Source organism: Streptomyces sp. NPDC005962 (genome assembly GCF_040629205.1).
Lineage (GTDB): Bacteria > Actinomycetota > Actinomycetes > Streptomycetales > Streptomycetaceae > Streptomyces.
The window spans coordinates 254,090-280,763 of sequence record NZ_JBEXVE010000010.1 but is presented as its reverse complement, the minus strand read 5'-3'; the positions used below and the strand labels follow the sequence as shown (position 1 = coordinate 280,763).

Here is a 26,674-nt window from a genome sequence, read left to right as displayed (position 1 = left end):
CGCCTGCCGGTCTGATCGCGCCAGACCAGGGAAGCCTCGTCAGGGGGAACGCTGTGCCGAGGTGAGGCGCTCGCTCAGGGTGGCGGCGAATTCCTCCGCCCGGGCCAGCTGGGTGCGCAGGTCCGCCACTCGCTGCCGCGCGGCCTCGTGGAAACCGTTCACCCGCTCCAGCAGCTCCTCCCGCTCACCGGGCGGCACCCGCGCACCGGAGTCGAGGCGGTCGGTGGCCTCCAGCAGGTCGCGCATCTGGTCCAGGGTGAAGCCGAGCGGCTTCATGCGCCGGATGACCATCAGGCGGGCGACATCGGCCTCGGTGTAGAGGCGGAAGCCGCCCTGGGAACGGGCGGAGGGGACCACGAGGCCGGTCTCCTCGTAGTGCCGGATGGTGCGCAGGGACAGCTCGGTCCGCGCGGCGACCTCACCGATCTGCATGTGCTTGCCGTCCACGCCCGTGATCCTCCGGCCCTTCTCCACTCCGGCGGGCCGCGTCCCGTCGCCGCCCTCTCCCGATCTCTACCCTAACGTTAGGGTAGAGTTGCCGGCGGTGCGGGCGGCCTGTCGCCGTCCCGCCGTTGCCGTGTCGGGGCCGATGGCGCCCCCGGCGAAGATCCGATTCCTGCGGGAAGAACCGCGTGCGCGAGCCCATGACGCCCGCCGCCGCGGCCTGCCCGCCGTGACGCCTCGTACCCGGATGTGAGTCCCGCCGGACCATCGCGTCACGCTCCCCCGCACCGTTTCCGCACGCCCCGGCCTTGCCGGCAAGGGCGCGCCCGAGCTTGAGGTTGCTCCTCCCCTTGTCTGGTTCCGTTGCGTCCCCGGCCGCGCGCCTGCGCGGACTGAAGCCCGATTGGCTGTCCGATCCGAAGGTCTGGCGTACCGAGGTCCTGGCCGGACTGGTGGTCGGGCTCGCGCTGATTCCCGAGGCGATCTCGTTCTCGATCATCGCCGGGGTCGACCCGGCCATCGGCCTGTTCGCCGCCTTCACCATGGCCGTCACCATCTCGCTCGTCGGCGGGCGCCGGGCGATGATCTCCGCCGCCACCGGCGCCGTGGCGCTGGTGATCGCGCCGATGAACCGTGAACACGGCCTGGGCTACCTGGTCGCCACGGTGATCCTCGCCGGTGTCTTCCAGATCGCGCTCGGCGCGCTGGGGGTGGCGAAGCTGATGCGGTTCATCCCCCGCTCGGTCATGGTCGGCTTCGTCAACGCCCTCGCCATCCTGGTCTTCATGGCCCAGGTCCCCGAGATGACCGGTGTGCCCTGGGCCGTCTACCCGCTGCTCATCGGCGGGCTGGCGCTGATGGTGTTCTTCCCGAAGGTCACCACCGTGATCCCGGCCCCGCTGGTGTCGATCGTGATCCTCACCGTCATCACGGTCGCGGCCGGGATCGCGGTCCCCACCGTCGGGGACAAGGGCGACCTGCCGTCCTCCCTGCCGGTGCCCGGTCTGCCCGACGTGCCCTTCACCCTGGACACCCTGACCACCATCGCGCCCTACGCCATGGCCATGGCCCTGGTCGGTCTGATGGAGTCGCTGATGACGGCCAAGCTGGTCGACGACATCACCGACACCCACTCCAACAAGACCCGCGAATCCATCGGCCAGGGCATCGCCAACATCGTCACCGGCTTCCTCGGCGGCATGGGCGGCTGCGCCATGATCGGCCAGACGATGATCAACGTGAAGGTCTCCGGCGCCCGTACCCGTCTGTCGACGTTCCTGGCGGGCGCGTTCCTGATGGTGCTGTGCATCGTCTTCGGGCCGGTCGTCTCCGACATCCCCATGGCCGCCCTGGTCGCCGTCATGGTCATGGTGTCGTTCACGACCTTCGACTGGCACTCGATCGCCCCCAAGACCCTCAAGCGGATGCCCGCCGGGGAGATCGCCGTCATGGTGATCACCGTCGCGGTCGTCGTGGCCACCCGCAACCTGGCCATCGGTGTCGTCGTCGGTTCGATCACCGCCATCGTCGTCTTCGCCAAGCGCGTCGCCCACCTCGCCGAGGTCACCGCCGTCACCGACCCCGACCACACGACCGTCGTCTACCGGGTCACGGGCGAGCTGTTCTTCGCCTCCTCCAACGACCTCGTCGGCCAGTTCGATTACGCCACCGACCCGGAGAAGGTCGTCATCGACCTGTCCGCCGCCCACATCTGGGACGCCTCCTCCGTCGCCGCCCTCGACGCGATCGAGACCAAGTACGCCCAGCGCGGCAAGACCGTCGAGATCACCGGCCTGAACGACCCCAGCGCCCGCCTCCACGGCAAACTCAGCGGCGAACTCACGGCCAACACCTGACCCCGGCCCGGACCCGGGGAAACCGCGGCTGAGTCGTCGGAGATCCGCGGCATCGCCGCGAGGGGCGCCGGTCGCCACGGCGCGGTACGCATTCTGTGCGATCCAACAAGTGCATTGGTGCACTCGTATGCACATAATAGAAGTACGGTGCCTCTGCACCCCTCCCTCCGCGGCGACGTTCCTAGAAGGTGAGCCCTACGTGAAGGCCCATGAGCACCCCCATCCCCCTGCGACAGCGCACGGCCACCCGAAGGCCCACGCGTCGGCCCAGGCCCCCGGGCATCAGCACGGAAACGGGCATGGCCACGGGCATGACCACGGCCACGAGCACGGACACGACCACGGCGCCGGGCACGACCACGGGCATGGCAAAAGCCGCTGGTCGCAGTGGAAGCACCAGATCACGCACGTAGTGAAGCCGCACTCGCACGAGGCGGCGGACAAGGTCGACTCCGTGATGGAGTCCTCGGCCGAGGGCATGCGCGCCCTGTGGCTCTCCCTCGCCATCCTGGGCGCCACCGCGATCATCCAGACGGTCGTCGTCATCATCTCCGGGTCGGTGGCGCTGCTCGGCGACACCATCCACAACTTCGCCGACGCGATGACCGCGCTGCCGCTCGGAGTGGCGTTCGTCCTCGGGCGGCGGGCGGCGAACCGCAAGTTCACCTATGGATACGGCCGCGCCGAGGATCTGGCGGGCATCGTCATCGTCCTCACCATCGCCGCTTCGGCGGCCGTGGCCGCCTACCAGGCCATCGACCGGCTGTTGAACCCGCGCGACATCTCCCATCTGGGCATCGTCGCCATCGCGGCGGTCGTCGGGTTCATCGGCAACGAGTGGGTGGCCCGCTACCGCATCGGCGTAGGACGCAAGATCGGTTCGGCCGCGCTGGTCGCCGACGGTCTGCACGCCCGCACCGACGGGTTCACCTCGCTGGCCGTGCTGGCGGGCGCCGGTGGTGCCGCGCTCGGCTGGCAGACTGCCGACCCCATCGTCGGTCTGCTCATCACGGGAGCGATCCTGCTCGTCCTCAAGGACGCGGCACGTGAGGTCTTCCGCCGCCTCATGGACTCCGTCGACCCGGCCCTCATCGACACGGGCGAGGAAACGGTGCGCGCTGTACCCGGAGTCCTGAGGGTGACGGAGCTGCGGATGCGGTGGATCGGGCACAAGCTGCGCGCCGAGTCCACGGTCGAGGTGGACGGCGATCTGAGCGTGCAGGAGTCCCATGCCGTGGCGGTCGAGGTCGAGCATGCGCTGATGCACGCCGTGCCACGGCTGACCGCCGCCATGGTGCACACCGACCCGGCCGTCGGCCCGGACGCGGAGGACCCGCATCTCAAGCTGGTGCGCCATATGACCTGAGCCCGGGCGGTCCCGGCCGCCACGGCCGGGACCGGCACGGCCCCTTGAGCATCCGGACGAGTATCCGGCCGGGCATCCAGACCGAATTGGCGTGACGGTCGTGGATTTTCTTTGGCATGCCATTTCGCCTGCCCCTGCCGCCGTCTCGCCCATTGCTGCCCTGGTGAACGGGGTGACCCGACGGAAATGGCTTGTTTACAAAATATCGTCGACAACGTATCGACACCGCCGTCATCACCTCTTACCTTCGTCAACCAAGCGCCGCCACCCCCATTCCGGCCATCCCCGCCGCGCACTCCCCGCCGACTGGGAAGTTCCCGTAGCTCCGATCGGACCAGTGAGATCCATGAAAAAACCGCGCTTGGCTCTTGTACTGACGGCGACAACCCTGACTCTCGCGTCCTGCGGAATGGGCGGCCAGGCTTCCAATACCGGCGGCGCCACCGGAGCTCGGAGCATCGTGATCGACGAGCCGTTCGGCCCGGCCGCCGACTGGGCCCTGGAGACCGATGACTCCTTCGTCCTCTCCAAGGCGGGCTGTCTGGAAACTCTGGTCAAGTACGAGACCGGCGGGACCATCCATCCGATGCTCGCCACGTCCTGGCGCCAGACCAGCCCGACCGCCTGGGACATCAATCTCCGCGCCGGCGTGAAGTTCCAGGACGGCACCCCGCTCGACGCCAAGGCCGTCGTCGGCGCCCTGAAGCACGCACTCGCCGCGAAGACACCCGCCCCCGGCCTCTCCCCCGACACGATCGCCGGTGTCACGGCGGTGGGCGGTTCGAAGGTCCGGATCACCACGCCCGCCCCCGACGCCCTCCTGCCGTACCGCCTCGCCTCCCCCAACACCGGAATCCTCGCCCCGAAGGCATACACCGGATCGTCGACCAATCCCGAGGGTACGTGCACCGGCCCCTTCCGGATCACCAAGGAAATTCCGCAGCAGGCCATTGAGCTCAAGCGCAACTCCTCGTACTGGGGCGGCCCGGTGAAACTGGCCTCCGCCGAAGTGCGGTTCATCGCCGACGCCGCCAAACGGGCCACCCAGATACAGACCGACGAGGCCCAGATATCCAGAAAGATATCCGTGCCGAGCGTGCAGGACCTCAAGGGAAGCAGCAACGTCACGGTGAAGACCGAGCAGCTTCCCCGGACCACGGAACTCGTCCTGAACAACAAGAAGGCCCCGTTCACCAACGAAAAGGTGCGGAAGGCATTCCAGGCCGCGATCGACACCAAGGCCATCACCGACGCCGTCTACAAGGGAGCCGGGCGACCGGCCGTCGGCCCCTTCGCCCCCGGTGAACCCTGGACTCCCCAGGCCGCCACCCCGGTCAAGGCCGACCCGGCGAAGGCCAAGGCGCTGCTCCACGAGGCCGGAGTCTCCCCCTCGTCCCTCACGGTGCGGCTCATCGCGTACAACGAGGGGTCAGGCTTCTCCGACCTGGCGGCGGTCATCCAGCAGGAGCTGAAGGCCATCGGCGTCAAGGCGACCATCCGCACCGCCGACTACGCCTCGGTGGAACCCGACCTGCTCTCCGGCGACTTCCAGGCCGCGCTGCTCTCCCGCAACCACCTCGGCGACATGCCCGACCCGCTCGGCTATCTGACCGCCGACTACACGTGCAAGGGCAGCTACAACATCTCGCACTACTGCGACCCGAAGACCGACTCCCTCATAAGGAAGGCGGCGGCCACCAAGGACCCGAAGGCCCGCTACGCCTACTACGCCCAGGTCGCCACCAGGCTGCAGTCCCGCGCGGTGAACGTCTTCCTCCTCCACGAGACCGAATCCGTCGCGGTCGCCTCCGGGATCAAGGGCTTCGCCGTCCACCCGTACTACACCCTCACCTCGGATCTGTCCCGCTCCGCGAAGTGACCCCCGTCCCCCCGCGTCACACCCACACCCACACCCACGCCCACAGGAGTACGTCGTGATCGACTTCCGGCCCAAGTACATCACCTTCGACTGCTACGGCACCCTCACCGCGTTCGGAATGTCCGCCCTCACCCGCGAGCTGTTCGCCGACCGCATCGCCGCGGACCGCATGGAGGACTTCCTGGACGACTTCGAGGCGTACCGGATCGACGAGGTGCTGGGCGCCTACCAGCTCTACCCCGACGTCATCGCGAGCGCGCTGAAGCGGGCCTGCGCGCTGTGGGGTGTGGAGTTCCACGACGCGGACAGCGAGAAGATCGTCGCCTCGGTGCCCTCCTGGGGCCCGCACCCCGATGTGCCGGACGCGCTGCGCACCCTCGCCGAGAGCTACCCCCTGGTCATCCTCTCCAATGCTGCGAATGACCAGATCGGCGGCAACGTCGAAAAGCTGGGCGCTCCGTTCCACGCGGTGTACACGGCGGAGCACGCACGCGCGTACAAGCCGCGCTTCCAGGCGTTCGAGTACATGCTCGACCAACTGGGCTGCGGGCCGGGCGAGATACTGCACGTCTCCTCCAGCCTGCGGTACGACCTCATCCCCGCGCACGATCTGCGGATTCCCCACAAGGTCTACGTCAACCGTGGTTACGAGCCCAGCGTGCCGTACTTCGGGTACCACGAGGTCTCGGTACTGTCCGAACTGCCCCCGCTGCTGGGGCTGTGAGTGCGGTGAAGACCGTTCCGTACTGGCTGGACACGGCCCCGGCCGGTCCCGACCGCACGGCGGCGGAGATCGGCGGCCGGACCGATGTGGCGATCGTCGGCGCGGGGCTGACCGGCCTGTCGGCCGCCGTCCATCTGGCCCGCAAGGGCGCCCAGGTCACGGTGGTGGAACAGGAGACCGTGGGCTGGGGAGCCTCGGGACGCAACGGCGGGATGTGCACCACGGGCCTGGCCATCGGCTTCCTCACCGCCGTGGCCCGCTACGGCATCCCGACCGCCAAGGCGGCCTACCTGGCCTATAGCGAGGCGATCGACACCGTCGAGCAGCTGGTGGACGAGGAGGGCATCGACTGCGACTTCGCCCGTACCGGGAAGCTCAACCTCGCCGCCAAACCCGAGCACTACGAGCGGCTGGCCCGCACGCATGAGGCGCTCGCCGACCTGATCGGCTACAAGACCCACCTGATCCCCAAGAGGGACCTCAGGTCCGAGATCGGCTCCGACCGCTACCACGGTGCGATGGCCGACCCCCGGGGTGCCGGTCTGCACGTGGGCAAGTTCGTCCGGGGGCTCGGCGAGGCCGCCGCGGGCCTGGGGGTACGCATCCACGAGAAGGCCCCGGTGACGAAGGTGCGCCGGGTCGGCGGCACCGTGCACGATCTGACCACCCCGGTCGGCACGCTGCGTGCCGACAAGGTGCTGGTCGCCACGAGCGGCTACACCGGGTCCCCGTTCCGCTGGCTGCGCAACCGTATCGTCCCGGTCGGCAGCTTCATCATCGTGACCGAGCCGCTGCGGCAGGAGGTGGTCGACGAGCTGATGCCCACCCGCCGTATGGCGTCCGACTCCAAGAACCTCCTCTACTACTTCCGCATCACCCCGGACAACCGGCTGCTCTTCGGCGGCCGGGCACGGTTCGCGATGTCCGGCCCGGAGTCGGACGCCAAGAGCGGACGCATCCTGCGCAAGGGCATGCTCTCGGTGTTTCCGCAGCTCGACGGCGTGCGCATCGACTACTGCTGGGGCGGGCTCGTCGACATCAGCCTCGATCAGATGGTCCACTCCGGCGAGCAGGACGGCCTGTTCTACTCCGTGGGCTACTCGGGCCACGGGGTCCAGATGGCCACCCACATGGGGCGGCAGATGGCCGAGGTCATCGAGGGCAGGCCCGAGGCCAACATCTGGCGGGGCATGAAGTTCCCGCGGGTACCCGGACACTTCGGACCGCCCTGGTTCCTGCCCTTCGCCGGGGCCTACTACCGGACGCTCGACGTCATCAAGTGAACGCCGCCTCGAACCGGGAGAGAGCCCGGAAGGAGGAGTGAAAGATGGTCAGATTCGCCGTCCGGCGGCTGCTGGTGCTGCTGGTCACCCTGCTCGCCGTGTCCGCCGCCACCTTCGCCATCCCGTACGCCGGAGGCGGCGACCCCGTGCGGACGATCCTGCGGTCCAGGGTCGCCGACCAGGCCCTCGATCCCTCGGCGATCGCGGCCCTGCGCTCCGATCTCGGGCTCGACCGGCCGGTCGTCGTGCAGTATCTGAGCTGGCTCGGCCGAGCGGCACACGGCGACTTCGGGCTGTCCTTCACCAGCCGGACGCCCGTCGACCAACTGCTGGGCACCGCGCTGGGGGTGTCCGCCACCCTCGCCGTCATAGCGATCGGGCTGGCGTTCCTCTCCGCGCTCCCGCTGGGCACGCTCGCGGCGATGCGGCCGGGCAAGCGGATCGACAACGGAGTGACCCTGCTGACGCAGAGCTTCGTCGCCGTCCCCGAATACTGGCTGGCCCCGGTGCTGGTGCTGGTCTTCTCCCGCTATCTGGGCTGGCTGCCCTCGGCCGGCTGGCGAGATCCGGCCTCCATCGTCCTGCCCGCCCTCACTCTCGCCCTGCGGCCCATGGCCTACTTCGCCCAGGTCACCCGGGCGGCGATGAGCGACGTCCTGGCCTCCCCGTACATGGTCGCCGCCCGCAGCCGCGGCCTGAGCGGGCGTCAAGCGATGCTGCGGCACGGACTGCGCAACGCGCTGCTGCCGGTGATGACGCTGTTCTCGCTCTGGTTCGCCGGACTCCTCGGCGGATCGGTGGTGGTGGAGGTGATCTTCGCTGTCCCCGGTATGGGCCGACTCGTCTACAACGCGGTGGTCAACCACGACGTCCCGCTGATCCAGGGCGGAATCCTCAGCATCGTGGCGCTCGCGGTCCTCATCACCACCGCGACCGACCTTCTCTACGCCCTGATCAACCCGGCCGTAAGGGTTCGCGATGGCGCTGTCTAGCACTCTTCCGCACAACCGCGCGCCCCGCCCCGCGGCACGCGGCCTCTCCCACCGCGCCGCCACCGTCCTGCGCGCGCTCACCGGGCGCCACTGGACCCTGCACGCCGGTGCCGTCGTCCTGGTCCTCGTCATCGCCGTCCTCCTGCTCACCCCCTGGATCGCCCCCTACGACCCCGCCCACCAGGACCTCGCCCACCGGCTCGCCGCACCCAGTGCCCAGCACTGGCTCGGTACGGACCAGCTCGGCCGGGACGTGCTCAGCCGGCTGATGTACGGCGGGCGGTTCTCGGTCTCCATCGCCGCCATCACCCTGGTGCTCTCCGTCGTCGCAGGCACGGTCATCGGGGCGTTCAGCGCGCGGCGCGGCGGGATCGTGGACGAGATCGTCATGCGCACCACCGACCTGTTCATCTCCATCCCCGACGTGGTCGTCGCACTGTTCCTCATCGCCGCCTTCGGCGCCGGGTACGGCATACTCATCGCCGCCCTGACCCTCGTCGGCTGGACCCCGTTCGCCCGCCTCATGCGCGGACTCGCCCTGGACATCAACAGCCGGGAGTACATCGAGGCCGCCGAGGCCCTGGGCTGCTCCAAGACCTTCATCATCTTCCGCCATGTCATCCCCAACGCGCTGCGGCCGGTGCTGTCCCTGGGCTTCCTGCGGTTCGGCCACAAGCTCATCACCGTCGGCGGACTGTCCTACCTGGGGCTGGGCGTACAGCCGCCCGACTCCGACTGGGGCGCCATGCTCCTCGACGCCCAGCCGTACATGGAGCACGTCCCGCTCCTCGTCATCGCCCCCGGCGCCACGATCTTCATCACCGCGCTCAGCGTCACGCTCATCGGCCACGGCCTGGAGCTGAAGCGGAAGCGGAGGGCAGATGCCGTATGAGCCCACGCCGTCGGCACCGCAGGCACCGTCCGCACCGCCGGTTCCCGCGGTCCGCCGCACGACGCTCACCTCGCAGGTCGCCGAACAGATCCGGGCCGACCTCCTCACCGGAAAGTTCCCGCCCGGCTCCCAGCTGGGCGAAGCCGAACTCGCCGAGTCCCTGGGGGTCAGCCGCGGTCCGGTACGCGAAACCCTCGCCCAACTCGTCCACGAGGGGCTGCTGCTGAGCCGTCCCCACCGCGGCGTCTTCGTGCCCCGGCCCGGGGAGGACGACATCCTCGACATCTTCTTCGCCCGGGAGGCGCTCGAAGCCGCCGCCGTCCGCCGCGTCATCACCTCGCCCACGCCACCCGGATTCCTGTCCTCGCTCGACGAGACCGTGGACGAGATCGCCCGCGCCGCCGGCCGCGGTGACTGGCCCGCGGTGGCGGATCTCGATGTGCGGTTCCACTCCCTGCTGATCGAGGCGGCCGGGAGCCCCCGTCTCAGCCGCATGTTCAGCACCGTGATCGCCGAGACCCGGCTCTGCCTCAGCCTCATCGCCGATGTCGACCCGGACCGGCGCTGCCTCCTCGACGAGCACCGTGAACTCGCGCGGATGGTCGCGGGCGACGACGTCGACGCCGCGCTGGCGGCCCTCTCCGAACACTTCGCGGGAGCCACCGCGACCCTGCGGAACCGCCTTCGAGCGGTCCGCCGCTGAAAGGAACCGGGAAATGCGCCTGTACCACCGTCCCCCTCCGGGCCCCGGCACCACACTCGACACCGCGCTCGACATCCGGGGCCTGCGGGTGGATTTCGCCGAGCCCGGTGCCGCCTCCACCACCCCGGCCGTCGACGGACTCGACCTGACCGTCCGGCGCGGCGAGATCGTCGCCCTGGTCGGCGAGTCGGGTTCCGGCAAGACCCTGACCGCGCTCGGTGTCATGGGGCTCCTGCCGCCGGGCGCCCGGGTCACCGGCGGCCGGATCACCCTCGGCGACGAGGACCTGGCCGCCCTCCCGCCGAAGCGGATGGACCGCATCCGCGGCCATCGGATCGCCATGCTCTTCCAGCAGCCCAAGGCCATGCTCGACCCCACCGCCACCGTTCGCAGCCAGGTCGCCGAACCCCTGCGGCTGCACCAGGGGCTCAGCCGCCGCCGGGCCGCGTCGCGGGTCGTGGAACTCCTGCGCGACGTCGGCATCCCCGAACCCGAGCGCCGGGCCTCGGCGTACGCGCACCAGCTCTCCGGAGGCATGGCGCAGCGTGTGATGATCGCGGCCGCCCTCGCCGGTGAGCCCGGGCTGCTGATCGCCGACGAGCCCACCACAGCGCTCGACGCCACGGTCCAGGCCCAGATCCTGCAACTGCTCCGCCGCAAGCAGCGGGAGTCGGGCATGTCCGTGCTGCTCATCACGCACGACCTCGGCATCGTCACCTCGATCGCCGATCGCGTCGCCGTCATGTACGCGGGGCGGGTCGTGGAGGAGGGGTCGGTGCACGAGGTCTTCGACGAGCCCGAACACCCCTATACCCGGGCCCTGTTGAAGGCGTCGCTGCTGCAGTCGGAGGCGGGCCGGTTCTTCTCCATTCCGGGCAGCGCGACCCAGTCCCGCAGCCTGGACCACGGATGCCGCTACCAGAACCGGTGTCAGCTCGCCCAGGCTCTCGGCATCACCGGCGAATGTTCGGGCACCGAGCCCCCGCTGCACACCTGCGGCGGCGGGCACCGCTGCCGCTGCTGGGCGTCCCGGCCCGGTGCCGAGCCCGTCGGCGAGGCGGTGGGCGTATGACCGCGCCCGCGGCGGCGGACCGTGTGCCTTCTCCCCTGGCACGGCCCCCGCTCGTCACCGTCGAGGACCTGGTCAAACACTTCCCGCTGAAGGGCGGGGCGTTCGGCCGCAGACAACACGTCCACTCCGTCGACCATGTCTCGTTCGCCATCGCGCCCGGCGAGGTGCTGGGTCTTGTGGGCGAGTCGGGCTGCGGCAAGAGCACGCTGGCCAGGGCCATGCTGGGGCTGACGCCGGTCGACTCCGGGCGGGTGCTGTTCGACGGGATCGACGTCGCCGGTACCAAGGGCCGTGGGCGCAAGGCGCTGCGCCGGTCGATGCAGCTGGTCTTCCAGGACCCGTTCGCCGCGCTGGACCCCCGGATGCGCCTGGGCACCAGCCTGGACGCACCGCTGGCCCAGCACCGCCTCGGCTCCCGGGAGGAGCGTCACGAGCGGATCGTCCAGGTGCTCGATCAGGTGGGGCTCGACGCCTCGTTCCTCGACCGGCGACCCGGTGAATGCTCCGGCGGCCAGCTCCAACGTGTCGTCGTGGCCCGTGCCCTGCTGCTCCGTCCCCGCCTGCTGATCTGCGACGAACCCACCTCGGCCCTCGACGCCTCGGTGCGCGCCCAGATCCTCAATCTGCTCATCGAGCTGAAGGACGAACTCGACCTCACGCTGCTGATGATCTCGCACGACCTGCGCGTCGTCCGCCACATCTGCGACCGGGTCGCGGTGATGTACCTCGGGGAGATCGTCGAAGTCGCCTCCCGGGAGGACCTGTTCGAACGTCCCGCTCACCCCTATACCCAGGCTCTGCTGACGGCCTCGCTGCCGGAGGTGCCCGGCGCCGAGGCGGGCCTCGACGCCCCGCGCGGTGAGCCGCCCAGCCCGGTGGACCCGCCCTCCGGATGCCGCTTCCACCCGCGCTGCCCCCTGGCCCGCGACCGGTGCCGCACCGAGGCGCCCGCGCTGGGCGCCATCCCTCCGGGGCGCGCCGTCTCGTGCCACTACCCGAGCGCGTGACGCGCCGTAACGACGAAGAGAGCGTTCCGATGACGACAGTCGAGACCGCGCCCATCGCCCCACTGGCCTGGCAGCCGCCCGCCGGGGCGGTGTGGTCCGGCAGATGGGTGGACGGCGCTTCCGCCATGCCCGTACACGACCCGGAGGACGGCACCCTCCTCGGCCACGTCACCGACGCCAGTCCGGCCGAGGTCGATCAGGCCGTCACCGGAGTGGCCACCGCCGTCGCCGCCGTCGGCTCCGGGGCGGGCTGGGCCGCCTGGCAGCGGCGGGAGGCGCTGGAGGCGGCCTCCCGGCTGGTGGCGCGGCACCACGAGGTGCTGGCCGAGCTGATCTCCCGGGAGGGCTGCAAGACCGTACGGGAAGCGAGGGGCGAGGTGTCCCGCGCCGCCGAGACACTGCGTCTTTCGGCTCAGCAGACCGGGCTCCTCACCGGTGAGACCCTGCCGTTCTCCGACACCGCCCGTGGTGCGGGCCGCCTGGGCTGGTACACCCGGGAGCCGGTCGGGGTGGTCGCCGCCATCACCCCCTTCAACGACCCGCTCAACCTGGTGGCGCACAAGCTGGGCCCGGCCCTGGCGGGCGGCAACGGCGTCGTCCTGAAACCGGCCGAGGCCACTCCGCTCACCGCCCTGGCGTTCGTCCAGATCCTGCTGGACGCGGGGGTGCCCGCCGACTACGTCGCGGTCGTCCCCGGCACCGGCGCCACGGCCGGGCGCGCGCTCGTCAGCCACCCCCTGGTCGACCTGGTGTCCTTCACCGGGGGCTTCCGCACCGGGAACGAGGTGGCGCGCGCGGCGGGGGCCAAGAAGACCCTCATGGAGCTGGGCGGCAACAACGCCGTGCTGGTGCTCGACGACGCGGACCGTGAGGCGGCGGCGCGGGCGGTGGTGGCGGGCGCGTTCGGGGTGGCCGGGCAGAACTGCCTCTCGGTGCAGCGCGTCTTCGTCGCCGCCCCGATCGCCGACCGCTTCGTCCAGGACGTGGTGGACGCCACCGAAACGCTGCGGGTGGGCAGCAAGTCCGACCCGCGTACGGACATCGGCCCGCTCATCGGCGAACGCGAGGCACGCCGGGTCCAGGAGTGGGTGGCCGAGGCGTGCGACGGCGGCGCGGAGCTGCGTACGGGCGGGCGCCGGGAGGGCGCGTTCCACTGGCCGACGGTGCTGACGAACGTGCCCGCCCGGGCCCGGGTGATGACCGAGGAGATCTTCGGACCGGTGCTGGTGATCGAGCGGTTCGACACGCTGGACGAGGCCGTCGCCCGGGCGAACGACACCCGCTTCGGGCTCCAGGCGGGCGTCTTCACCGCCGGTCTGGAGAGCGCCCTGTCCGTGGCGGAACGGCTGCGGGTCGGCGCGGTGATGATCAACGACAGCAGCGACTTCCGGATCGACGCCATGCCCTTCGGCGGGCCCAAGCAGTCGGGCGTCGGCCGCGAGGGTGTGCGCTACGCCGTGGAAGCCATGACCGAGCCGAAGATCATCGCTGTCCGCCACGGTGGGTGACAGCCGGCCCCGGCCCGGTCGTGGGGCTCAGTCGTGGGGCGGGGCCCCGGAGACCATGTGGTCGGCATGGTTGACGGCCTCGGTGACCAGGCGGCGCAGGTGACCGTCGTGCAGGGAGTAGACCGAGCGACGGCCCTCCTTGCGGACGTCCACCAGCCCGGCGAGCCGCAGCTTGGCCAGGTGCTGGCTCACCGCCGGGCGGGCCGCCCCGCTGGCCTCCGTGAGCGTGTTCACGTCGGCCTCGCCCCGGGCGAGGGACCAGACCAGATGCAGCCGGGTCTGGTCGGAGAGCAAGGAGAAGACATTGGCGGCGGTGGCGAATTGCGCCGCGCCACTGGGATGCGTATGGGATTTCGTCGCAGTGGAGGATTCATCGCTCACCGACATGCACCCATCCTAGAGTCCGCCCCGTGAGGCCATCTTAACGCGTGCATTCATGCGCACGTAATGGTCGGCCGTCGAGGCGGACGCCGCCGTGAGGGGTGCGGCGAGGCTCAGGACAGCGGCGGAAGCGGCGGCTCGGGGGCTGCTCAGACCGGGTTGAGGCGGCCCTTGAGCAGGCAGAACTCGTTGCCCTCCGGGTCGGCGAGGACGTGCCAGGACGCCTCCGCGGGCTGGCCGATGTCGATGCGTTCGGCCCCGGCGGCCAGGAGGCGTTCGAGCTCGGCGTCCTGGTCGCGGTCGGTGGGGTTGACGTCGATGTGCAGCCGGAGATTCCCGTCCCGCGGCCCGTCGTCGCGGATGAGGAAGATCGTCGGCTGGGGGCCGCCGAACCCTTCGCGCGGGCCGATCTCGATGCAGCCCTCCGCCTCGCGATCGAGCTCGACGAAGTCCAGGACCTCGCACCAGAACCGCGCCAGTGCCTCGGGGTCGTGGCACTTGAGCACGATCTCACCGATACGACATGCCATTGACGGAACCTACTCTCACCGTGGGTCTGTTGGGCTCTCGCGGGGAGAACACTTCGGCGACCGTACCGGGCGAGGCGGGCAGGGGCGACGGGTTTTCCAGGGACCTCGCCCGGGCGCACGGCGCCCGGGCCGGTGGGCGGACGGGTGCCTTACGACCGTGCCCGCATCCAGCGCGCCGATTCGACCGCGCTCTCGTAGGGGTCGGCGATGTCCGGGCGGTCGACCTCGACCATCAGCCAGCCGTCGAACGTGGCGGGCAGGTTGCCGATGATTCCGTTGAGGTCGAGCTCGCCGCGGCCGGGTTCGACCCAGAGGCCGGACAGGACGGTCTGCTGATAGCCCCAGCCCATTTCACGGCCCCGCGCCGCGACGCTGAGTCGGCAGTCCTTCACGTGTACGAAGGGAATCCGCTCCGCGTAGTCCTTGATGAACGCGCCGACGTCGGACCCCGACCAGGCCAGGTGTCCGGTGTCGGGCAGAAAGCCGAGCCGGGATGCGGGCAGGGCGTCGAGCACGGCCCGGCCCTCCTCCTCGGTCTCGATCCAGGTGCCGATGTGCGGGTGCAGATTGGGGCGGACGCCTTCGGCGGTCATGGCGTCGGCGATCTTCCCGATCAGCGCCGTCACGGCCTCGACGCGCGACGGGTCCGCGTCGTGGGCCTGTGCCGGGTGCGCCACGCGCGGCATGTCCTTGCCCATCGCCAGGCCGAGGCCGATCTCGGTCATGCCGAGTTCGGCGTGCTGGCGCGCGGTGGCGGCGGCGTTCGCGACGACGTCGTTCTCGTTGCCGTCCCGGCCGTCCGACCGGCATACGAAGTAGCCGGGCGCCGGGGCGAGGCCGAGCTCGTCCAGGACCGCCCGGTAGTGGGCGACGGTCCAGTCGGCGGGGACCTCGGCCATCACCTCGTCGAAACCGGACTGCTTGATCAGCGACAGCAGCTGCTTGCGCTCGGGTGCCTTGGACGGGTCGATCCAGCCGTCGTCGCTGGCCATCCACTGGATGGGATTGAGCGCGATACGCGGGGCCACAGAAGTTCCCTTCGATGATGGGGAGATGACGGGGGTACGGGACGTGGTTCAGGCGTGACGGGCGAGTTCACCGGCGAAGTGGCAGGCGGCACGCTGCCCGGCGGGGGTGACGGTGAGTTCCGGGGCGGTCTCCGCACAGATCGTCCGCTCCGGACGCGTCAGCGGGCCGATGGGGCACCGGGTGCGGAACCGGCAGCCCGAGGGCGGGTTCGCGGGGCTCGGCAGGTCGCCGCGCAGGACGATGCGTTCGCGCGCACGCGCCGAGACGCTCGGGATCGGTGACGACGAGAGCAGCGACGCGGTGTAGGGGTGCTGCGGGTTGCCGTAGACCTCGTCGACGTCGCCGTGCTCGACGATCCTGCCCAGGTACATGACGGCGACCGTGTCGCTGAGGTGGCGCACGACCGACAAGTCGTGGGCGATGAACAGGTACGCCAGGCCGAGTTCGTTCTGCAGTTTCTCCAGCAGGTTGATGATCTGCGCCTGGATCGACATGTCCAGCGCGGAGACCGGTTCGTCGAGGATGAGCGTCCGCGGTTGGCGGGCCAGCGCTCGTGCGATGCCGATGCGCTGGCGCTGTCCGCCCGAGAACGCGTGCGGGTAGCGGTCGAGGTGGTCCGGGCGCAGCCCCACCTGCGTCATCAGGGAGTGCGCCGCCGCTTCGAGCGCCCCCGCGCGGATGCCCCGGAACGCGAGCGCCTCGGTGAGGGACTGGCGGATCGTGCGCCGTGGGTTGAGTGACGCGTAGGGGTCCTGGAACAGGTACTGCACCGAGGACCGGACCCGTCCGAGGTCGTCCTCGCGCATGGCGCTCACGTCGGTTCCGTCGACGTGAATCGAGCCGCCCGCGATCCGGTTGATGCCGACGACGCTGCGGGACAGCGTCGATTTTCCGCAGCCGCTCTCGCCGACGAGCCCGAGGGTGCGGCCCGCGTGGACGGACAGGCTCACCGAGTCGACGGCGTACACCGGAGGTTCGCGGCGGAACAGCCCGCGCCCGCGCGATCCGACGTCGACCCTGAGGTCGCGGATCTCCAGTACGGGTACGGACGCCACGGATTCCGCGCGCGTTGCTGGTGCGGGGGCGGGGGCCGGTGCCTCTTGAACGGCGTTCGCGGAGACGGCGGAGATAGCGGAGGTGGCGGAGATGTCCGCGCCCCGCTGGGCGACGAAGCACGCCGCGGTCTGCCCCGCGTCCCCGATCCGCAGCAGCGCCGGTTGTTCCCGGCCGCACACGTCCTCGGCGTACCGGCAGCGCGGTGCGAACGCGCAGCCGGGCGCGGGCGCCGCGGGGTCGGGCGGGCTGCCGGGAATCGCCGGGAGCGGCTGCCCGTTCCGGTCGTCGTCGAGGCGTGGCATGGCCTCCAGCAGCGCCGCGGTGTAGGGGTGGCGCGGATGGTTGAAGACCTGCTCGGCGGTTCCCTTCTCGACGGTGCGTCCGCCGTACATCACGACGACGTCCGTACAGAGCTCGGCGACCACGCCCATGTCGTGGGTGATGATCGCGATGGCGATGCCGAGTTCGGTGCGCAGCCGGGCCAGCAGCCGCAGGATCTGGGCCTGGATGGTGACGTCGAGGGCGGTCGTCGGCTCGTCGGCGATGAGCAGCGCGGGATCGTTCGCCAGGGCGATGGCGATGACGACGCGCTGTCGCATGCCGCCGGAGAACTGATGCGGGTACTGGTCGATCTTCGTCGGCACGTCGGGAATGCCGACCTGTTCGAGGAGTTCGACCGCCCGCCCGCGCGCGGTCTTCTTGTCGACGCCGTGGACCGTCATGGCCTCGACGATCTGGTCGCCGACCTTGAGGACGGGGTTGAGCGCGGCCTGCGGGTCCTGGAAGACCATCGCCACCTTGGCTCCGCGCCGCCGCCGCATCTCGCGTTCGGGGAGCGCGAGCAGGTCCTCGCCGTCGAACCGCACCGACCCGGCGACGACTTCGCCCGGCGGGCGCAGCATCCGCATGAGGGAGCGCGCGGTGACCGACTTGCCGGAGCCGGACTCGCCGACGATGCCGAGGATGTCGCCCGGGTGGATGTCGAAGCTGACGTCGTTGACGGCCTTGACGCTGCCGTTCTTCAGCTTGAATTCCGTCTTCAGGCCCTCGACGCGCAGCAGGGGCGCGTCCTTGTGTGTCACGGGCGTCGGCGGTTCCGCCATCGCCGAGCTGGTCGTCGAGATCACCGACGGTTCACCGCCTCGTTGAGCGCGTCCGATATCAGGCTGAAGCCCACCGAGAGCAGCAGAAGCACCACTCCGGGGCCGATGATGTACGTGGGGGCCTGGGTCACGAACCGGAGTCCGTTGTTGAGCAGTACGCCGATCGACGGCGTCGGCGGCTGTACGCCGAGGCCGACGATGGACAGTCCCGCCTCGATGTAGACGCCGATGACCATCCAGACGGCGCCGTTCACGACGATGGCGTCCATCGCGTTCGGCAGTACGTGCCGGACGAGCAGCTGCCGTCGCGGGACGCCGAGCACCCGGGCGGCCAGGACGTACTCCCTCCCCTGCTGGGTGAGCCAGGCGCTGCGGGCCTGGCGCCCGGCGGTGGGCAGGCCGCCGAGGAGGATGGTGAGGAACAACGGGAGCCAGCCGGGGCCGAGGATGGCCACCAGGCAGACGCCGAGGATCAGCCCGGGGAAGCCGATGATCACGTCGAGCACCCGCTGCAACCCGGCGCCGAGCCATTCGGAGATGGCGCCGGAGAGGCCGATCAGTGTGCCGAGCGCCATGCTGAGCGGGACGGCGGTGAGGATGAGGCTCAGGTCGACGCGGAGCCCGTAGACGCTGCGGATGAAGATGTCGCGGCCGAACTCGTCGACGCCGAAGATGTGCTGTGCCGACGGGCCGGTCAGGGCGTTCGGGCCTTGCTGATCGTAGCCGCCCGGGAACAGGACGGGGGCGAGGAGGGCGGCGAGCACCAGGACCCCGAGGATCGAGAGTCCGACGACGCCCCTCGGGGTGCGGAAGGCGGACAGATAGCGGGCCAGCGTCGGATTGAGCCTGCGGCGGGCCTTCGCGGCGGTCGCGCCGGGCGCACCGGGCGCACCGGGCGCACCGGGCGCACCGGGCGCTGACAGGGGTACGTCGGTCATGACTGGTCTCCCAACCTGATCCGCGGGTCGAGCGTCGCGAGGACCATCTCGGTGACGATTTGGCAGATCACCGCCACGAAGACCACCCCGAGGATCAGCACCTGGAGGACGGTGAAGTCGCGCGACTGCACACTGGAGACGGCGAGTTGGCCGAGACCGTTGCGGTTGAAGATCGACTCGATGATCACGGCACCGGCGAGCAGGGTGCCGATCTCCAGCCCGATCGAGACGACGGCGGTGCCGAAGCTGTTGCGCAGCACATGGCGCAGCGTGATCCGTTTGGCCGAGGCCCCCTTGGCCAGGGCGAGATCGACGTAGTCCTCGTTGCGGACCCTGGTCATCTCCGTCTGGAGCAGCCGGGCCACGATCCCGGAGGGTGACAGGGCCAGGGCGACCGCGGGGAGGGTCAGGTACTGGATGCCGATCGCGGGGTTCTCCAGCACGCTCACCTCGCCGCTGACCGGCAGCCAGCGGTGGTACACACCGAAGATCAGGATCAGCGCCAGGGCCGTGAGGAACGCGGGGATGGCGACCAGGAAGCTGTTGCCCAGGTCGAAGGTCACCCGCGTCCACCGGCGCCTGGTCGAACCGGCGAGCACTCCCAGTACGGTCCCGGCGACGATGACGAGCAGGGTGGCGAACACGGCCAGCTCCACCGTGCTCTCCAGCCGGTCCCCGATGAGACTGGCCACGCTGCGGTGCAGACGGTAGGACTGGCCCAGGTCGCCGTGGAACAGGCCGGAGATCCAGTCCCAGTACTGCACGACGGGCGAGCGGTCCAGCCCCAGCTCCCCACGGATGGCGGCGACGTTGGCGGGCGTCGGGTCCGTTCCGGCGAGGCTGACGGCGACGTCCCCCGGGGCGAGCCGGGGCAGGGCGAAGGCGACGATGGAGCTGGCGAAGAGGACGAACACCACCGACGGCGCCTTGCGCATCATGAACCGGATCATCGACTCGCTACCCCTGGTTCGGATCGGACAGCCACGCCTGGCCGAGGTTCAGGAAGCCCGCCTGGGTGGGCGCGATGCCTCCGACGGATGTCGACCGGACCGTCAGGGTCGGGCGGGTGATCAGCGGAACCGTGAACGCCTGGTCGAGGAAGTAGGCGTTGTACGCGTGCAGCGCCTTCTTCTGCGCGTCGGGCGTGGTCGCACGGGTGACGTTCTGGACGAGCTTCGAATACGCGGGGCTCTTGAAACCCAGGAGATTGCCGTTCGGGACGAATTCCGGCCGGCTGGTGACCGCGCTCGCGGGAAGAAGGGCGTTGCTGTTCATCATGAGGACGGCGGGCGTACCCATGTCCCGCTTGGCGATCCGCCCGTCGTATTCGGTCGCGCTGAGCACTTCGGGCTTGGCGTTCAGCCCGACGGCGGCGAGGTTGTTCTTGACGATCTGGAAGATGCTGGTGGCTTCGGGGGTGTTGAGCGTGACGACCTTGAACGAGGCGCCCTTCACCCCCGCCTTGGCGAGCAGCTTCTTGGCCTTGTCCGGCTGATACGTGTAATGCCCCGCCTGAGCGCGGTCGTAGCCGACGGCGGAGGTCTTCCACGGCAGGTCCGTCGCGTCCGCGTGACCGCCCTCGACCTGCTGGACGATGCGGCGGCGGTCGATCGCGTACTGGACCGCCTGGCGCACCGCCTTCTTGTCGAACGGCGCCTTGGTCACGTCCAGGGAGAGCGGGATCGCCGATCCGCCGGACGACAGCAGGGCGTAGCCCGGCTGGCGGCTCAGGCTGCGGGCGTCGAGGGCGGCCGCGCCGACGCCGTACTGGACGCGACCGCTGCGGATCGCCGAGACGATGGCGGTCGGGTCGTTGATGACCTCGATGTTGATCTTGTTGAGATGGGTGTTCTTGGCGTCGCGGTACTTGGCGTACTTGGTGAGTACGACGCGGCCCCCGGGCGTCCACGACTTCCAGACGAAGCGGCCGGTGCCGTCGACGACCTTGCCCGCCGCGTAGTCGGAGTACGTCGCGGGGTTGAGGATCGGAGCCGTCTCGAACAGGTCGAAGATGTTCGGCGTGGGCTTGGTGAAGGTGAGCGTGAGCTCGTGGTCGCCCTTGGCCCGCATCGACTTGATCTGGTCGGCGATCGCCATGCCCGCCGCGCCCGTCGCCGGGTCCTGCGCCTTCTTCAGCGTGAAGATGACGTCCTGCGCCGTCAGCTTGCGGCCGCTGTGGAACGTCACATCGTCGCGGAGGGTGATGTCGATGCTCTTGGCGTCGGGGGCGAGCTTCCACGACTTCGCGAGGACGCCCTTGGGTTTACCGGTCTTGGCGTCCATGAGGGTCAGCGTCTCGAGGACCGTGTACTCGGACAGGATGTTGCCGACCGAGGTCTTGAGGAACGAGCCGGGATCGGCGTCGCTCGTCTGCGCGACGGTGAGGGTGCCGCCGTCGCGTACCGGGCCGGTGGTCGCGGATTGACCGGCCGCGGGGTGGGTCGCGGCGCTGCATCCGGAGGTGAGCAGCGCCGCGCCCGCGGCGGCGCCTGCTATCAGACGGCTCTGCCAGGCTGAAGTTCTCAGCGACATCGATACTCCTTGAGGGTCCGGGGGGGGATTACGTGCAGTGATATTGGCCGTTTTGAAAATCTTCGCCCGTTTTATGCCGCTGGGAATCGATCCTGATTTACTGCCTAAACGGGCGCAACCCCCGGTTTTGGGTTTTCCTGGCATGTGCCGCGGAAGCCGTGGTCGCGGCCCCGCGCGAGCGGGGCTCAGACGGGGTATCGCGGCTGCGGGCGTTCGCACGTGCTGCTCAGGCGGACGACGCGTTCCCCCTGGGACGCCTCCTCGACGGCGCACAGCGCTTCGAGTACGTGGAAGGCGAACGAGGCGGTCGCGCGGTGCGGGCCGCCCTCGATCGCGTCCGCGAGGTCACGGACGCCGAGGCCGCGGCGGGCCTGCTCCTTGGTGCCGACGGCGCCGAACAGGCCGACCACCGGTTCCAGCACCGTCCACTCGGCGTCGCTGTGCCGCTTGAGCCGCACCTCGCCGTCGAAGTGGTTCGGGTTGCCCAGGGAGAGCGTGCCCTCGGTGCCGTAGATCTCCATGTAGGGCAGGTCCGCGTCCCACACGTCGAAGCTCATCTGCGCCGTCCCGATGACTCCCGAGGCGAACGTCAGCACTGCCGCGGCGTGGGTGGGAACCGTGACCTCGATGGAGTCGACGGCCCGGCCGGGCGAGGTCACCGCCCGGTGCGGGGCGCCGATCCGGCTCGCCGCGGCTATGGCCTGGACCGGGCCCAGGCAGTTCACCAGGATGGCGACGTAGTACGGGCCCATGTCCATCACCGGGCCGCCGCCCTCCGCGAAGAGGAAGCGCGGGTCCGGGTGCCAGGTCTCCGCCTTGCTGTGGCCGATGAAGGCCGAGGCACCGACCGGTGTGCCGATGAGCCCGTCGTCGACGGCCTTGCGCGCCGTCTGGCTCGCGCTGCCGAGGAACGTGTCCGGCGCCGAGCCGAGGACGCGCCCGCTCCGGGCGGCCGCCGCCAGGACGGCGCGACCCTCCTCCACCGTCGTGGCCAGCGGCTTTTCGACGTAGACGTGCTTGCCCGCCTCCAGCGCGGCGATGATGGTGCGCGCGTGGTGCACCGGCGGGGTGAGGTTCACGATGATGTCCACCGACTCATCGGCGTACAGCTCCGCGTCGTCTCCCCAGGCCGGAATGGCGTGATCGGCGGCCGCCTGCTTGGCCCGGGCCGTGTCGATGTCTCCCACCCGCACGATCTCAAGCTCCGGGTAGCGGGCCAGACCGGCGACGTACCGGCCGAAGATGTTGCCGCTGCCCAGGATTCCGATCCGGTGCGTTTGCCTGGCCATAGCCGTGGTTCCTCTCGGGAGAGCGACGCTTCCGTGTCCGGCATCACCATCGTTTAGTTCGTCCAGCAAGAACAAGACGTCATTTTTAATCTCTTGAATGGACTAAAAAAGGAGCCCACGCACAGGAGAAGATCGCGTTCACTGGTGGTGCCGAGTTCCTGATGAGTGGCTGTCGCACTTATTGACGGCACAAGGCGGCGAAATTATGGTCACGAAGGTGCCTAAAGACGAGGATCACCCCGCCGGTCCGCCCCTGCTGCCCGCCGTACCCGCCGGGCTGCGCACGGTGCTGGATTTCGTCGTATCGGGCAAGGCGACCAGCCGTGCCGAGATCGCGCGGCGCAGCGGTCTGGTCCGGACGACGGTCGGCAAGCATGTGGACCATCTCGTCGAGCGCGGCATTCTGCGGGAGTTCGAGGCCAACGAGTCGGTACGGGGCCGACCGCCGCGGGTGCTGGCGCTCAGCCCTCGGGCGGGGACCGTCGCCGTGGCGGACATCGACACGCTGGCGTCACGCATCGCGATCGCCGATCTCTCGGGGCGGGTGCTCGCGCAGGAGACCGTGGAGATCCGGGCCGACGCCGGACCGGAGGTCGTCCTGGACGCGGTGACCGAACGTCTGCTGGGCCTGCTGGTACGGAACGGACATGACCCCGGCCGGGTGCGCGAAGTGGTGGCGGGCCTGCCCTCACCGGTGGACTTCGAGCGCGGCTGCGCGGTCCGGCCGACCGGGATGCCCGGCTGGGGCAGCTATCCCGTGGCCCAGGAGTTGAGCGACCGGTTCCACGCTCCCGCCGTGGTGGACAACGACGCCAACCTCATGGCCCTCGGCGAGGCCTGCCAGGAGCGGGCCGACACTCCGCTGCTGGGCATCAAGATCTCCACAGGGGTGGGGGCCGGGATCGTCACCGCGGCGGGCGAGGTGTACCGGGGGGCGGACGGGGCCGCCGGCGACATCGGCCACATCCGGGCCGTCGGGGGCAGCGACGTCCAGTGCGCCTGCGGCAACGTCGGCTGCCTCAGCGCGGTCGCCTCCCACCGGAGCGTCCTGCACAGCCTCGGCATCCCCGAGACGGCCGACGGCGATCTCCTGCACGGCGCGCGCGTGCTGGCGGAGCGCGTCGCCCACAACGATCCGCCCGCCGTACGCGCCCTCCAGCAGGCCGCGACCGAGATAGGCGAGGTCGTGGCCATGCTGATCTACATGTTCAACCCGCGCACGCTGGTCATCGGCGGTCCGCTGAGCGAACTGCGCGACAACCTCCTCTCCGGCATCCGCGCCGTGGTCTACCAGCGCGCCCAGACCCTGACCACCCGTGATCTCACCATCATCCCGACCCGGCTCGGCGAGAGCTCCGGAATCCACGGCGCCATCGCCCTCGCCACCCGGGATGTGTTCGGCCCCCAGGGCATCGCCCGGATGCTGGTCGACGACCCCCCGGACGGCTGACACGGACGGCTGGCACTGACGGCTGACACGGACAGCTGACGCCGAAGGCGGCCGGTTCAGCCGCCGACGGTACGGAGGAAGTGGTCGGCGTCCTCGGCTTCGTCCAGCCGTCCCAACTCCAGCCAGGAGCCATCGGCGAAGCAGAGCCGGAACGTGGCGAATCCGCGCGGCTGGCCCGCCTCGCCCTCGACACGGACCTCATCGAAGGAGAACTCGGAGACGGCCTGGAAATCACCGGCCTTGGTGGGCGACAGCCGCCGACGCGGGGAGGTGGCGATGCAGACACGGTCCCGGGCCAGCATGACCAGACGCTTGGGGTTGGGCGAGTGCCCGTACCAGCGCAGCAGCAGCTGGCCCGCGGTCAGATTCCAGTCGCCGTCGAAGACGCCGTTGGCCGGGTCGTCCCGACGCGGGTCGTCTCGGCGCGGCTCATTTCGGCGCCCGCCGGCCCGGCCACGGCCACGCCCACGGCTGGGCGGGTCGAACAGGCCATCCACCTTGTCGATCAGCATCATCGGGATGACGACGAAGAAGAACACGACGGCCCCGACATACAGCAGCCAGTGACGGCCGGGCTTCAGCCGCCCCTTGCCCGCGGCGCGGTGCACGTCCTCGGGCGGCGTGGGGATGGGCTTGCGGATCTCGCACCAGACCAGGGCCACGGGCTCCTCGCCCAGAACCTTCCGGGCCCGCCGGTGTACCGCGCGCTTCGCCATGCCGAAGATCCTAGGTCACGCTCTGCCCTCGCGATCGGCCTGCGGTTGCCACTCCCACCGCGGCACACGGGAGTTCAGGAGAGCAGGAGCAGCGGTACGGCCTCGCCCGGCTGCCACTTCGGGGGTACGGCGGCGAGCGCGTCGGCCAGCGCGGCGCCCTGGAGGAACGCGGGCCGGTGGCCACCGGCGGGCCGGGCGGTGGCGCCGTCCCAGACGACGGGGATGAGCCGGGTGCGCCCCGGGGCGGTACGGATGTCACCGGTCAGCGGGATATGGGGCAGGGCGGGCAACGGGCGCCCGGTCAGGCCCGCGAGGAGCGGGGCCAGCAGGGTGTACGCGGCGGCGAGGGCTGCGTACGGGTTGCCGGGCAGGCCCAGAATCCAGCGGCCGTCCGGGAGTTGGGCGAGCAGCTGGGGATGGCCGGGACGGCAGGCGACCATGTCCACGATCCACCGGGCACCGCTCCCGCCCAGCAGTGCCCGCAACTGGTCGGTGGCGCCGACCGAGGTGGAGCCGGTCACCAGGACCACGTCCGCCTCGTACGGCGTGGTGTGCACGGCGGTGGCCAGCGATCCGGCGGGACGGTCGGGGATGTGGCGGACGGCGGTGACCTCGCCGCCGAAGGCGTCGACCAGCGGGGGCACCAGCGGGCCGAGCGCGTCGCGTACGCGTCCGGGTCCGGGCGGCCCGGTGTGGATCAGCTCGTCGCCGGTGACCAGGACGCACACCCGGGGACGGCGCCGTACGGGAAGGGTGTCGTGGCCGCAGGCGGCGGCCAGCCCGACGAGGGCGGGGCCGATCCGGGTCCCGGGCGGGGCCAGGCACGCACCGGCCGGGGCGTCCTCGCCCGCGCGCCGGATGTGCTTGTCCTCGGCCGGGGCGGGGCCGCGGACCGTCGTCGCGTCCCGCCGGGCGTGCTCCAGCGGCAGCACGCCGCGCGCACCGGGCGGGACGGGCGCGCCGGTGGAGATCTCCACCGCCTCCCCCGCCGCCAGCGCGTCGCCCACCGGGTCGGCGCCCGCGCGTACCGTGCCCCGCAGCCGCCAGGGGCCGGGCCCGGGGCCGACGGCGTAGCCGTCCATGGCCGCGGTGTCGAAACCGGGCAGCGGCTGCGGGGTGCACAGCTCCTCGGCCAGCGTCAGCCCGGCGGCCTCCGCGAGCGGGACGTGGCGTACGGGCACGGGACGCGGGGCCGCGTGGGCCAGTTCCCGCGCCCGCGCCCACGGCACATCGCGGCACGAGGCTGTCGCCGGGTCTGCGGCAAGGAGGGACATGCCTCCCACTGTGCCACCGGCCCATTACCCTCGACGACCCGTCACCTTGCCGGTGCGCGCCGGTGCGCCCTGCTCCGCCCCGGGCCGCCGTGTGCTCCGCGATCCGGGCTTCGACGCACAAACGCATGTGCTCGCTTACGATAATCATCATGAAACGGTGTAAATACTGGCGAATCCCCCATCGACTGTGAGGTTCCCATGGGCCTGAGCATCCGCAACCAGCTCCCCGGCACCGTCACCGCCGTCACCCCCGGCGAGGCCATGGCCACGGTCAAGGTCCACCTCGACGGCGGCCAGGACCTCACCTCGGCGATCACCCTGGACGCCGTCGAAGAACTCCGCCTCGCCACCGGGTCCGCCGTGAACGCCCTGGTCAAATCCACGGAAGTATCCCTCGCCACCGGCACCGTCAACGGCCTGTCCATCCGCAACCGGCTGCCCGGCACGGTGAGCGGACTCGCCGTCGGCGCCGCGATGGCCTCCGTCAAGGTCACCGTCGAGGGCGCCGAACTGACCGCCGCCATCACCAAGGACGCCGTCAGCGAGCTCGGCCTGACCGTCGGCTCCCCGGTCACCGCGCTGATCAAGTCGACCGAGGTGTCCCTGGCCACCGCCTGACCCGGCCCCGCGACCCGCTGTCGGTGCCGCGC

Annotated in this window: 24 protein-coding genes; 13 read left to right on the top strand and 11 right to left on the bottom strand. The window is 70.4% G+C overall.

What is annotated here, in order from left to right; genetic code table 11:
* Window positions 1–39: 39 nt before the first annotated feature.
* The gene (locus ABZ370_RS19465) at window positions 40–432 is read right to left on the bottom strand and encodes a MerR family transcriptional regulator (protein ID WP_358622289.1); all 393 of its coding nucleotides are present in this window, start codon (window positions 430–432) and stop codon (window positions 40–42) included.
* A gap of 362 nt (window positions 433–794) precedes the next feature.
* On the opposite strand from ABZ370_RS19465, the gene ABZ370_RS19460 reads away from it, so the two are divergent.
* The 11 genes from ABZ370_RS19460 to ABZ370_RS19410 all read left to right on the top strand — a co-directional run bounded on the left by ABZ370_RS19460 (window position 795) and on the right by ABZ370_RS19410 (window position 13,726).
* A complete protein-coding gene (locus ABZ370_RS19460; RefSeq protein ID WP_358622158.1) occupies window positions 795–2,300 on the top strand; it encodes a SulP family inorganic anion transporter in 1,506 nt (501 codons plus the stop codon).
* A gap of 199 nt (window positions 2,301–2,499) precedes the next feature.
* Window positions 2,500–3,666 carry a cation diffusion facilitator family transporter gene (locus ABZ370_RS19455; RefSeq protein WP_358622155.1) on the top strand — a complete coding sequence of 389 codons (1,167 nt, stop codon included), beginning with the start codon at window positions 2,500–2,502 and terminating at the stop codon, window positions 3,664–3,666.
* A gap of 460 nt (window positions 3,667–4,126) precedes the next feature.
* On the top strand, window positions 4,127–5,545 hold the full coding sequence (locus ABZ370_RS19450; RefSeq protein WP_358622152.1) for an ABC transporter substrate-binding protein: 1,419 nt from the start codon (window positions 4,127–4,129) through the stop codon (window positions 5,543–5,545).
* A 55-nt stretch (window positions 5,546–5,600) separates the two neighbouring features.
* Window positions 5,601–6,269 (top strand): haloacid dehalogenase type II, encoded by a 669-nt coding sequence (locus ABZ370_RS19445; RefSeq protein WP_358622149.1) that lies wholly within the window; start codon window positions 5,601–5,603, stop codon window positions 6,267–6,269.
* Complete coding sequence (locus tag ABZ370_RS19440; RefSeq protein ID WP_358622147.1) at window positions 6,266–7,552, top strand: FAD-binding oxidoreductase; 1,287 nt, start codon at window positions 6,266–6,268, stop codon at window positions 7,550–7,552. The genes ABZ370_RS19445 and ABZ370_RS19440 overlap by 4 nt, the downstream gene beginning before the upstream one ends.
* 44 nt (window positions 7,553–7,596) lie before the next feature.
* Window positions 7,597–8,544: an ABC transporter permease gene (locus tag ABZ370_RS19435; protein WP_358622145.1), complete on the top strand. Its 948-nt coding sequence runs from the start codon at window positions 7,597–7,599 to the stop codon at window positions 8,542–8,544.
* Window positions 8,531–9,436 carry an ABC transporter permease gene (locus ABZ370_RS19430; protein ID WP_358622143.1) on the top strand — a complete coding sequence of 302 codons (906 nt, stop codon included), beginning with the start codon at window positions 8,531–8,533 and terminating at the stop codon, window positions 9,434–9,436. The genes ABZ370_RS19435 and ABZ370_RS19430 overlap by 14 nt, the downstream gene beginning before the upstream one ends.
* Window positions 9,426–10,139, top strand: coding sequence for a GntR family transcriptional regulator (locus ABZ370_RS19425; protein ID WP_358622141.1), 714 nt, complete (start codon window positions 9,426–9,428; stop codon window positions 10,137–10,139). The genes ABZ370_RS19430 and ABZ370_RS19425 overlap by 11 nt, the downstream gene beginning before the upstream one ends.
* 13 nt (window positions 10,140–10,152) lie before the next feature.
* Window positions 10,153–11,211: an ABC transporter ATP-binding protein gene (locus ABZ370_RS19420; RefSeq protein WP_358622139.1), complete on the top strand. Its 1,059-nt coding sequence runs from the start codon at window positions 10,153–10,155 to the stop codon at window positions 11,209–11,211.
* Entirely contained in the window at window positions 11,208–12,218 is a 1,011-nt protein-coding gene (locus ABZ370_RS19415) for an ABC transporter ATP-binding protein (protein ID WP_358622137.1), read from the top strand. The genes ABZ370_RS19420 and ABZ370_RS19415 overlap by 4 nt, the downstream gene beginning before the upstream one ends.
* A 29-nt stretch (window positions 12,219–12,247) precedes the next feature.
* Window positions 12,248–13,726 carry an aldehyde dehydrogenase family protein gene (locus ABZ370_RS19410; protein WP_358622135.1) on the top strand — a complete coding sequence of 493 codons (1,479 nt, stop codon included), beginning with the start codon at window positions 12,248–12,250 and terminating at the stop codon, window positions 13,724–13,726.
* Window positions 13,727–13,753: 27 nt separating this feature from the next.
* Here ABZ370_RS19410 and ABZ370_RS19405 read toward each other — a convergent pair whose 3' ends face one another.
* From ABZ370_RS19405 to ABZ370_RS19370, 8 genes are all read right to left on the bottom strand, one after another.
* Window positions 13,754–14,113 carry a metalloregulator ArsR/SmtB family transcription factor gene (locus ABZ370_RS19405; RefSeq protein WP_358622133.1) on the bottom strand — a complete coding sequence of 120 codons (360 nt, stop codon included), beginning with the start codon at window positions 14,111–14,113 and terminating at the stop codon, window positions 13,754–13,756.
* 143 nt (window positions 14,114–14,256) lie between these two features.
* Complete coding sequence (locus ABZ370_RS19400; RefSeq protein ID WP_358622131.1) at window positions 14,257–14,637, bottom strand: VOC family protein; 381 nt, start codon at window positions 14,635–14,637, stop codon at window positions 14,257–14,259.
* Window positions 14,638–14,786: 149 nt separating this feature from the next.
* The gene (locus ABZ370_RS19395; RefSeq protein WP_358622128.1) at window positions 14,787–15,629 is read right to left on the bottom strand and encodes a sugar phosphate isomerase/epimerase; all 843 of its coding nucleotides are present in this window, start codon (window positions 15,627–15,629) and stop codon (window positions 14,787–14,789) included.
* A gap of 84 nt (window positions 15,630–15,713) precedes the next feature.
* Window positions 15,714–17,849 carry an ABC transporter ATP-binding protein gene (locus ABZ370_RS19390; RefSeq protein WP_358622126.1) on the bottom strand — a complete coding sequence of 712 codons (2,136 nt, stop codon included), beginning with the start codon at window positions 17,847–17,849 and terminating at the stop codon, window positions 15,714–15,716.
* Complete coding sequence (locus tag ABZ370_RS19385; RefSeq protein ID WP_358622123.1) at window positions 17,846–18,763, bottom strand: ABC transporter permease; 918 nt, start codon at window positions 18,761–18,763, stop codon at window positions 17,846–17,848. Before ABZ370_RS19385 ends, ABZ370_RS19390 begins: the two co-directional genes overlap by 4 nt.
* Window positions 18,760–19,701 (bottom strand): ABC transporter permease, encoded by a 942-nt coding sequence (locus tag ABZ370_RS19380; protein ID WP_358622121.1) that lies wholly within the window; start codon window positions 19,699–19,701, stop codon window positions 18,760–18,762. Before ABZ370_RS19380 ends, ABZ370_RS19385 begins: the two co-directional genes overlap by 4 nt.
* Before the next feature lie 19 nt (window positions 19,702–19,720).
* Entirely contained in the window at window positions 19,721–21,295 is a 1,575-nt protein-coding gene (locus ABZ370_RS19375) for an ABC transporter substrate-binding protein (protein WP_358622119.1), read from the bottom strand.
* A gap of 185 nt (window positions 21,296–21,480) precedes the next feature.
* Window positions 21,481–22,584 carry a Gfo/Idh/MocA family oxidoreductase gene (locus ABZ370_RS19370; RefSeq protein ID WP_358622117.1) on the bottom strand — a complete coding sequence of 368 codons (1,104 nt, stop codon included), beginning with the start codon at window positions 22,582–22,584 and terminating at the stop codon, window positions 21,481–21,483.
* Window positions 22,585–22,801: 217 nt separating this feature from the next.
* Here ABZ370_RS19370 and ABZ370_RS19365 point away from each other — a divergent pair, with 217 nt between their 5' ends.
* Entirely contained in the window at window positions 22,802–24,034 is a 1,233-nt protein-coding gene (locus ABZ370_RS19365; protein WP_358622114.1) for an ROK family protein, read from the top strand.
* Between the two features lie 56 nt (window positions 24,035–24,090).
* Here the strand turns inward: ABZ370_RS19365 and ABZ370_RS19360 are convergent, their stop codons facing one another.
* Both ABZ370_RS19360 and ABZ370_RS19355 read right to left on the bottom strand, forming a co-directional pair.
* Window positions 24,091–24,750: a hypothetical protein gene (locus ABZ370_RS19360; RefSeq protein ID WP_358622112.1), complete on the bottom strand. Its 660-nt coding sequence runs from the start codon at window positions 24,748–24,750 to the stop codon at window positions 24,091–24,093.
* 74 nt (window positions 24,751–24,824) lie between these two features.
* Window positions 24,825–26,024, bottom strand: a complete 1,200-nt coding sequence (locus ABZ370_RS19355) for a molybdopterin molybdotransferase MoeA (protein WP_358622110.1) — start codon at window positions 26,022–26,024, stop codon at window positions 24,825–24,827.
* A gap of 198 nt (window positions 26,025–26,222) precedes the next feature.
* Between ABZ370_RS19355 and ABZ370_RS19350 the strand changes: the two genes are divergently transcribed.
* A complete protein-coding gene (locus tag ABZ370_RS19350) occupies window positions 26,223–26,642 on the top strand; it encodes a TOBE domain-containing protein (protein WP_358622107.1) in 420 nt (139 codons plus the stop codon).
* Window positions 26,643–26,674 lie beyond the last annotated feature (32 nt).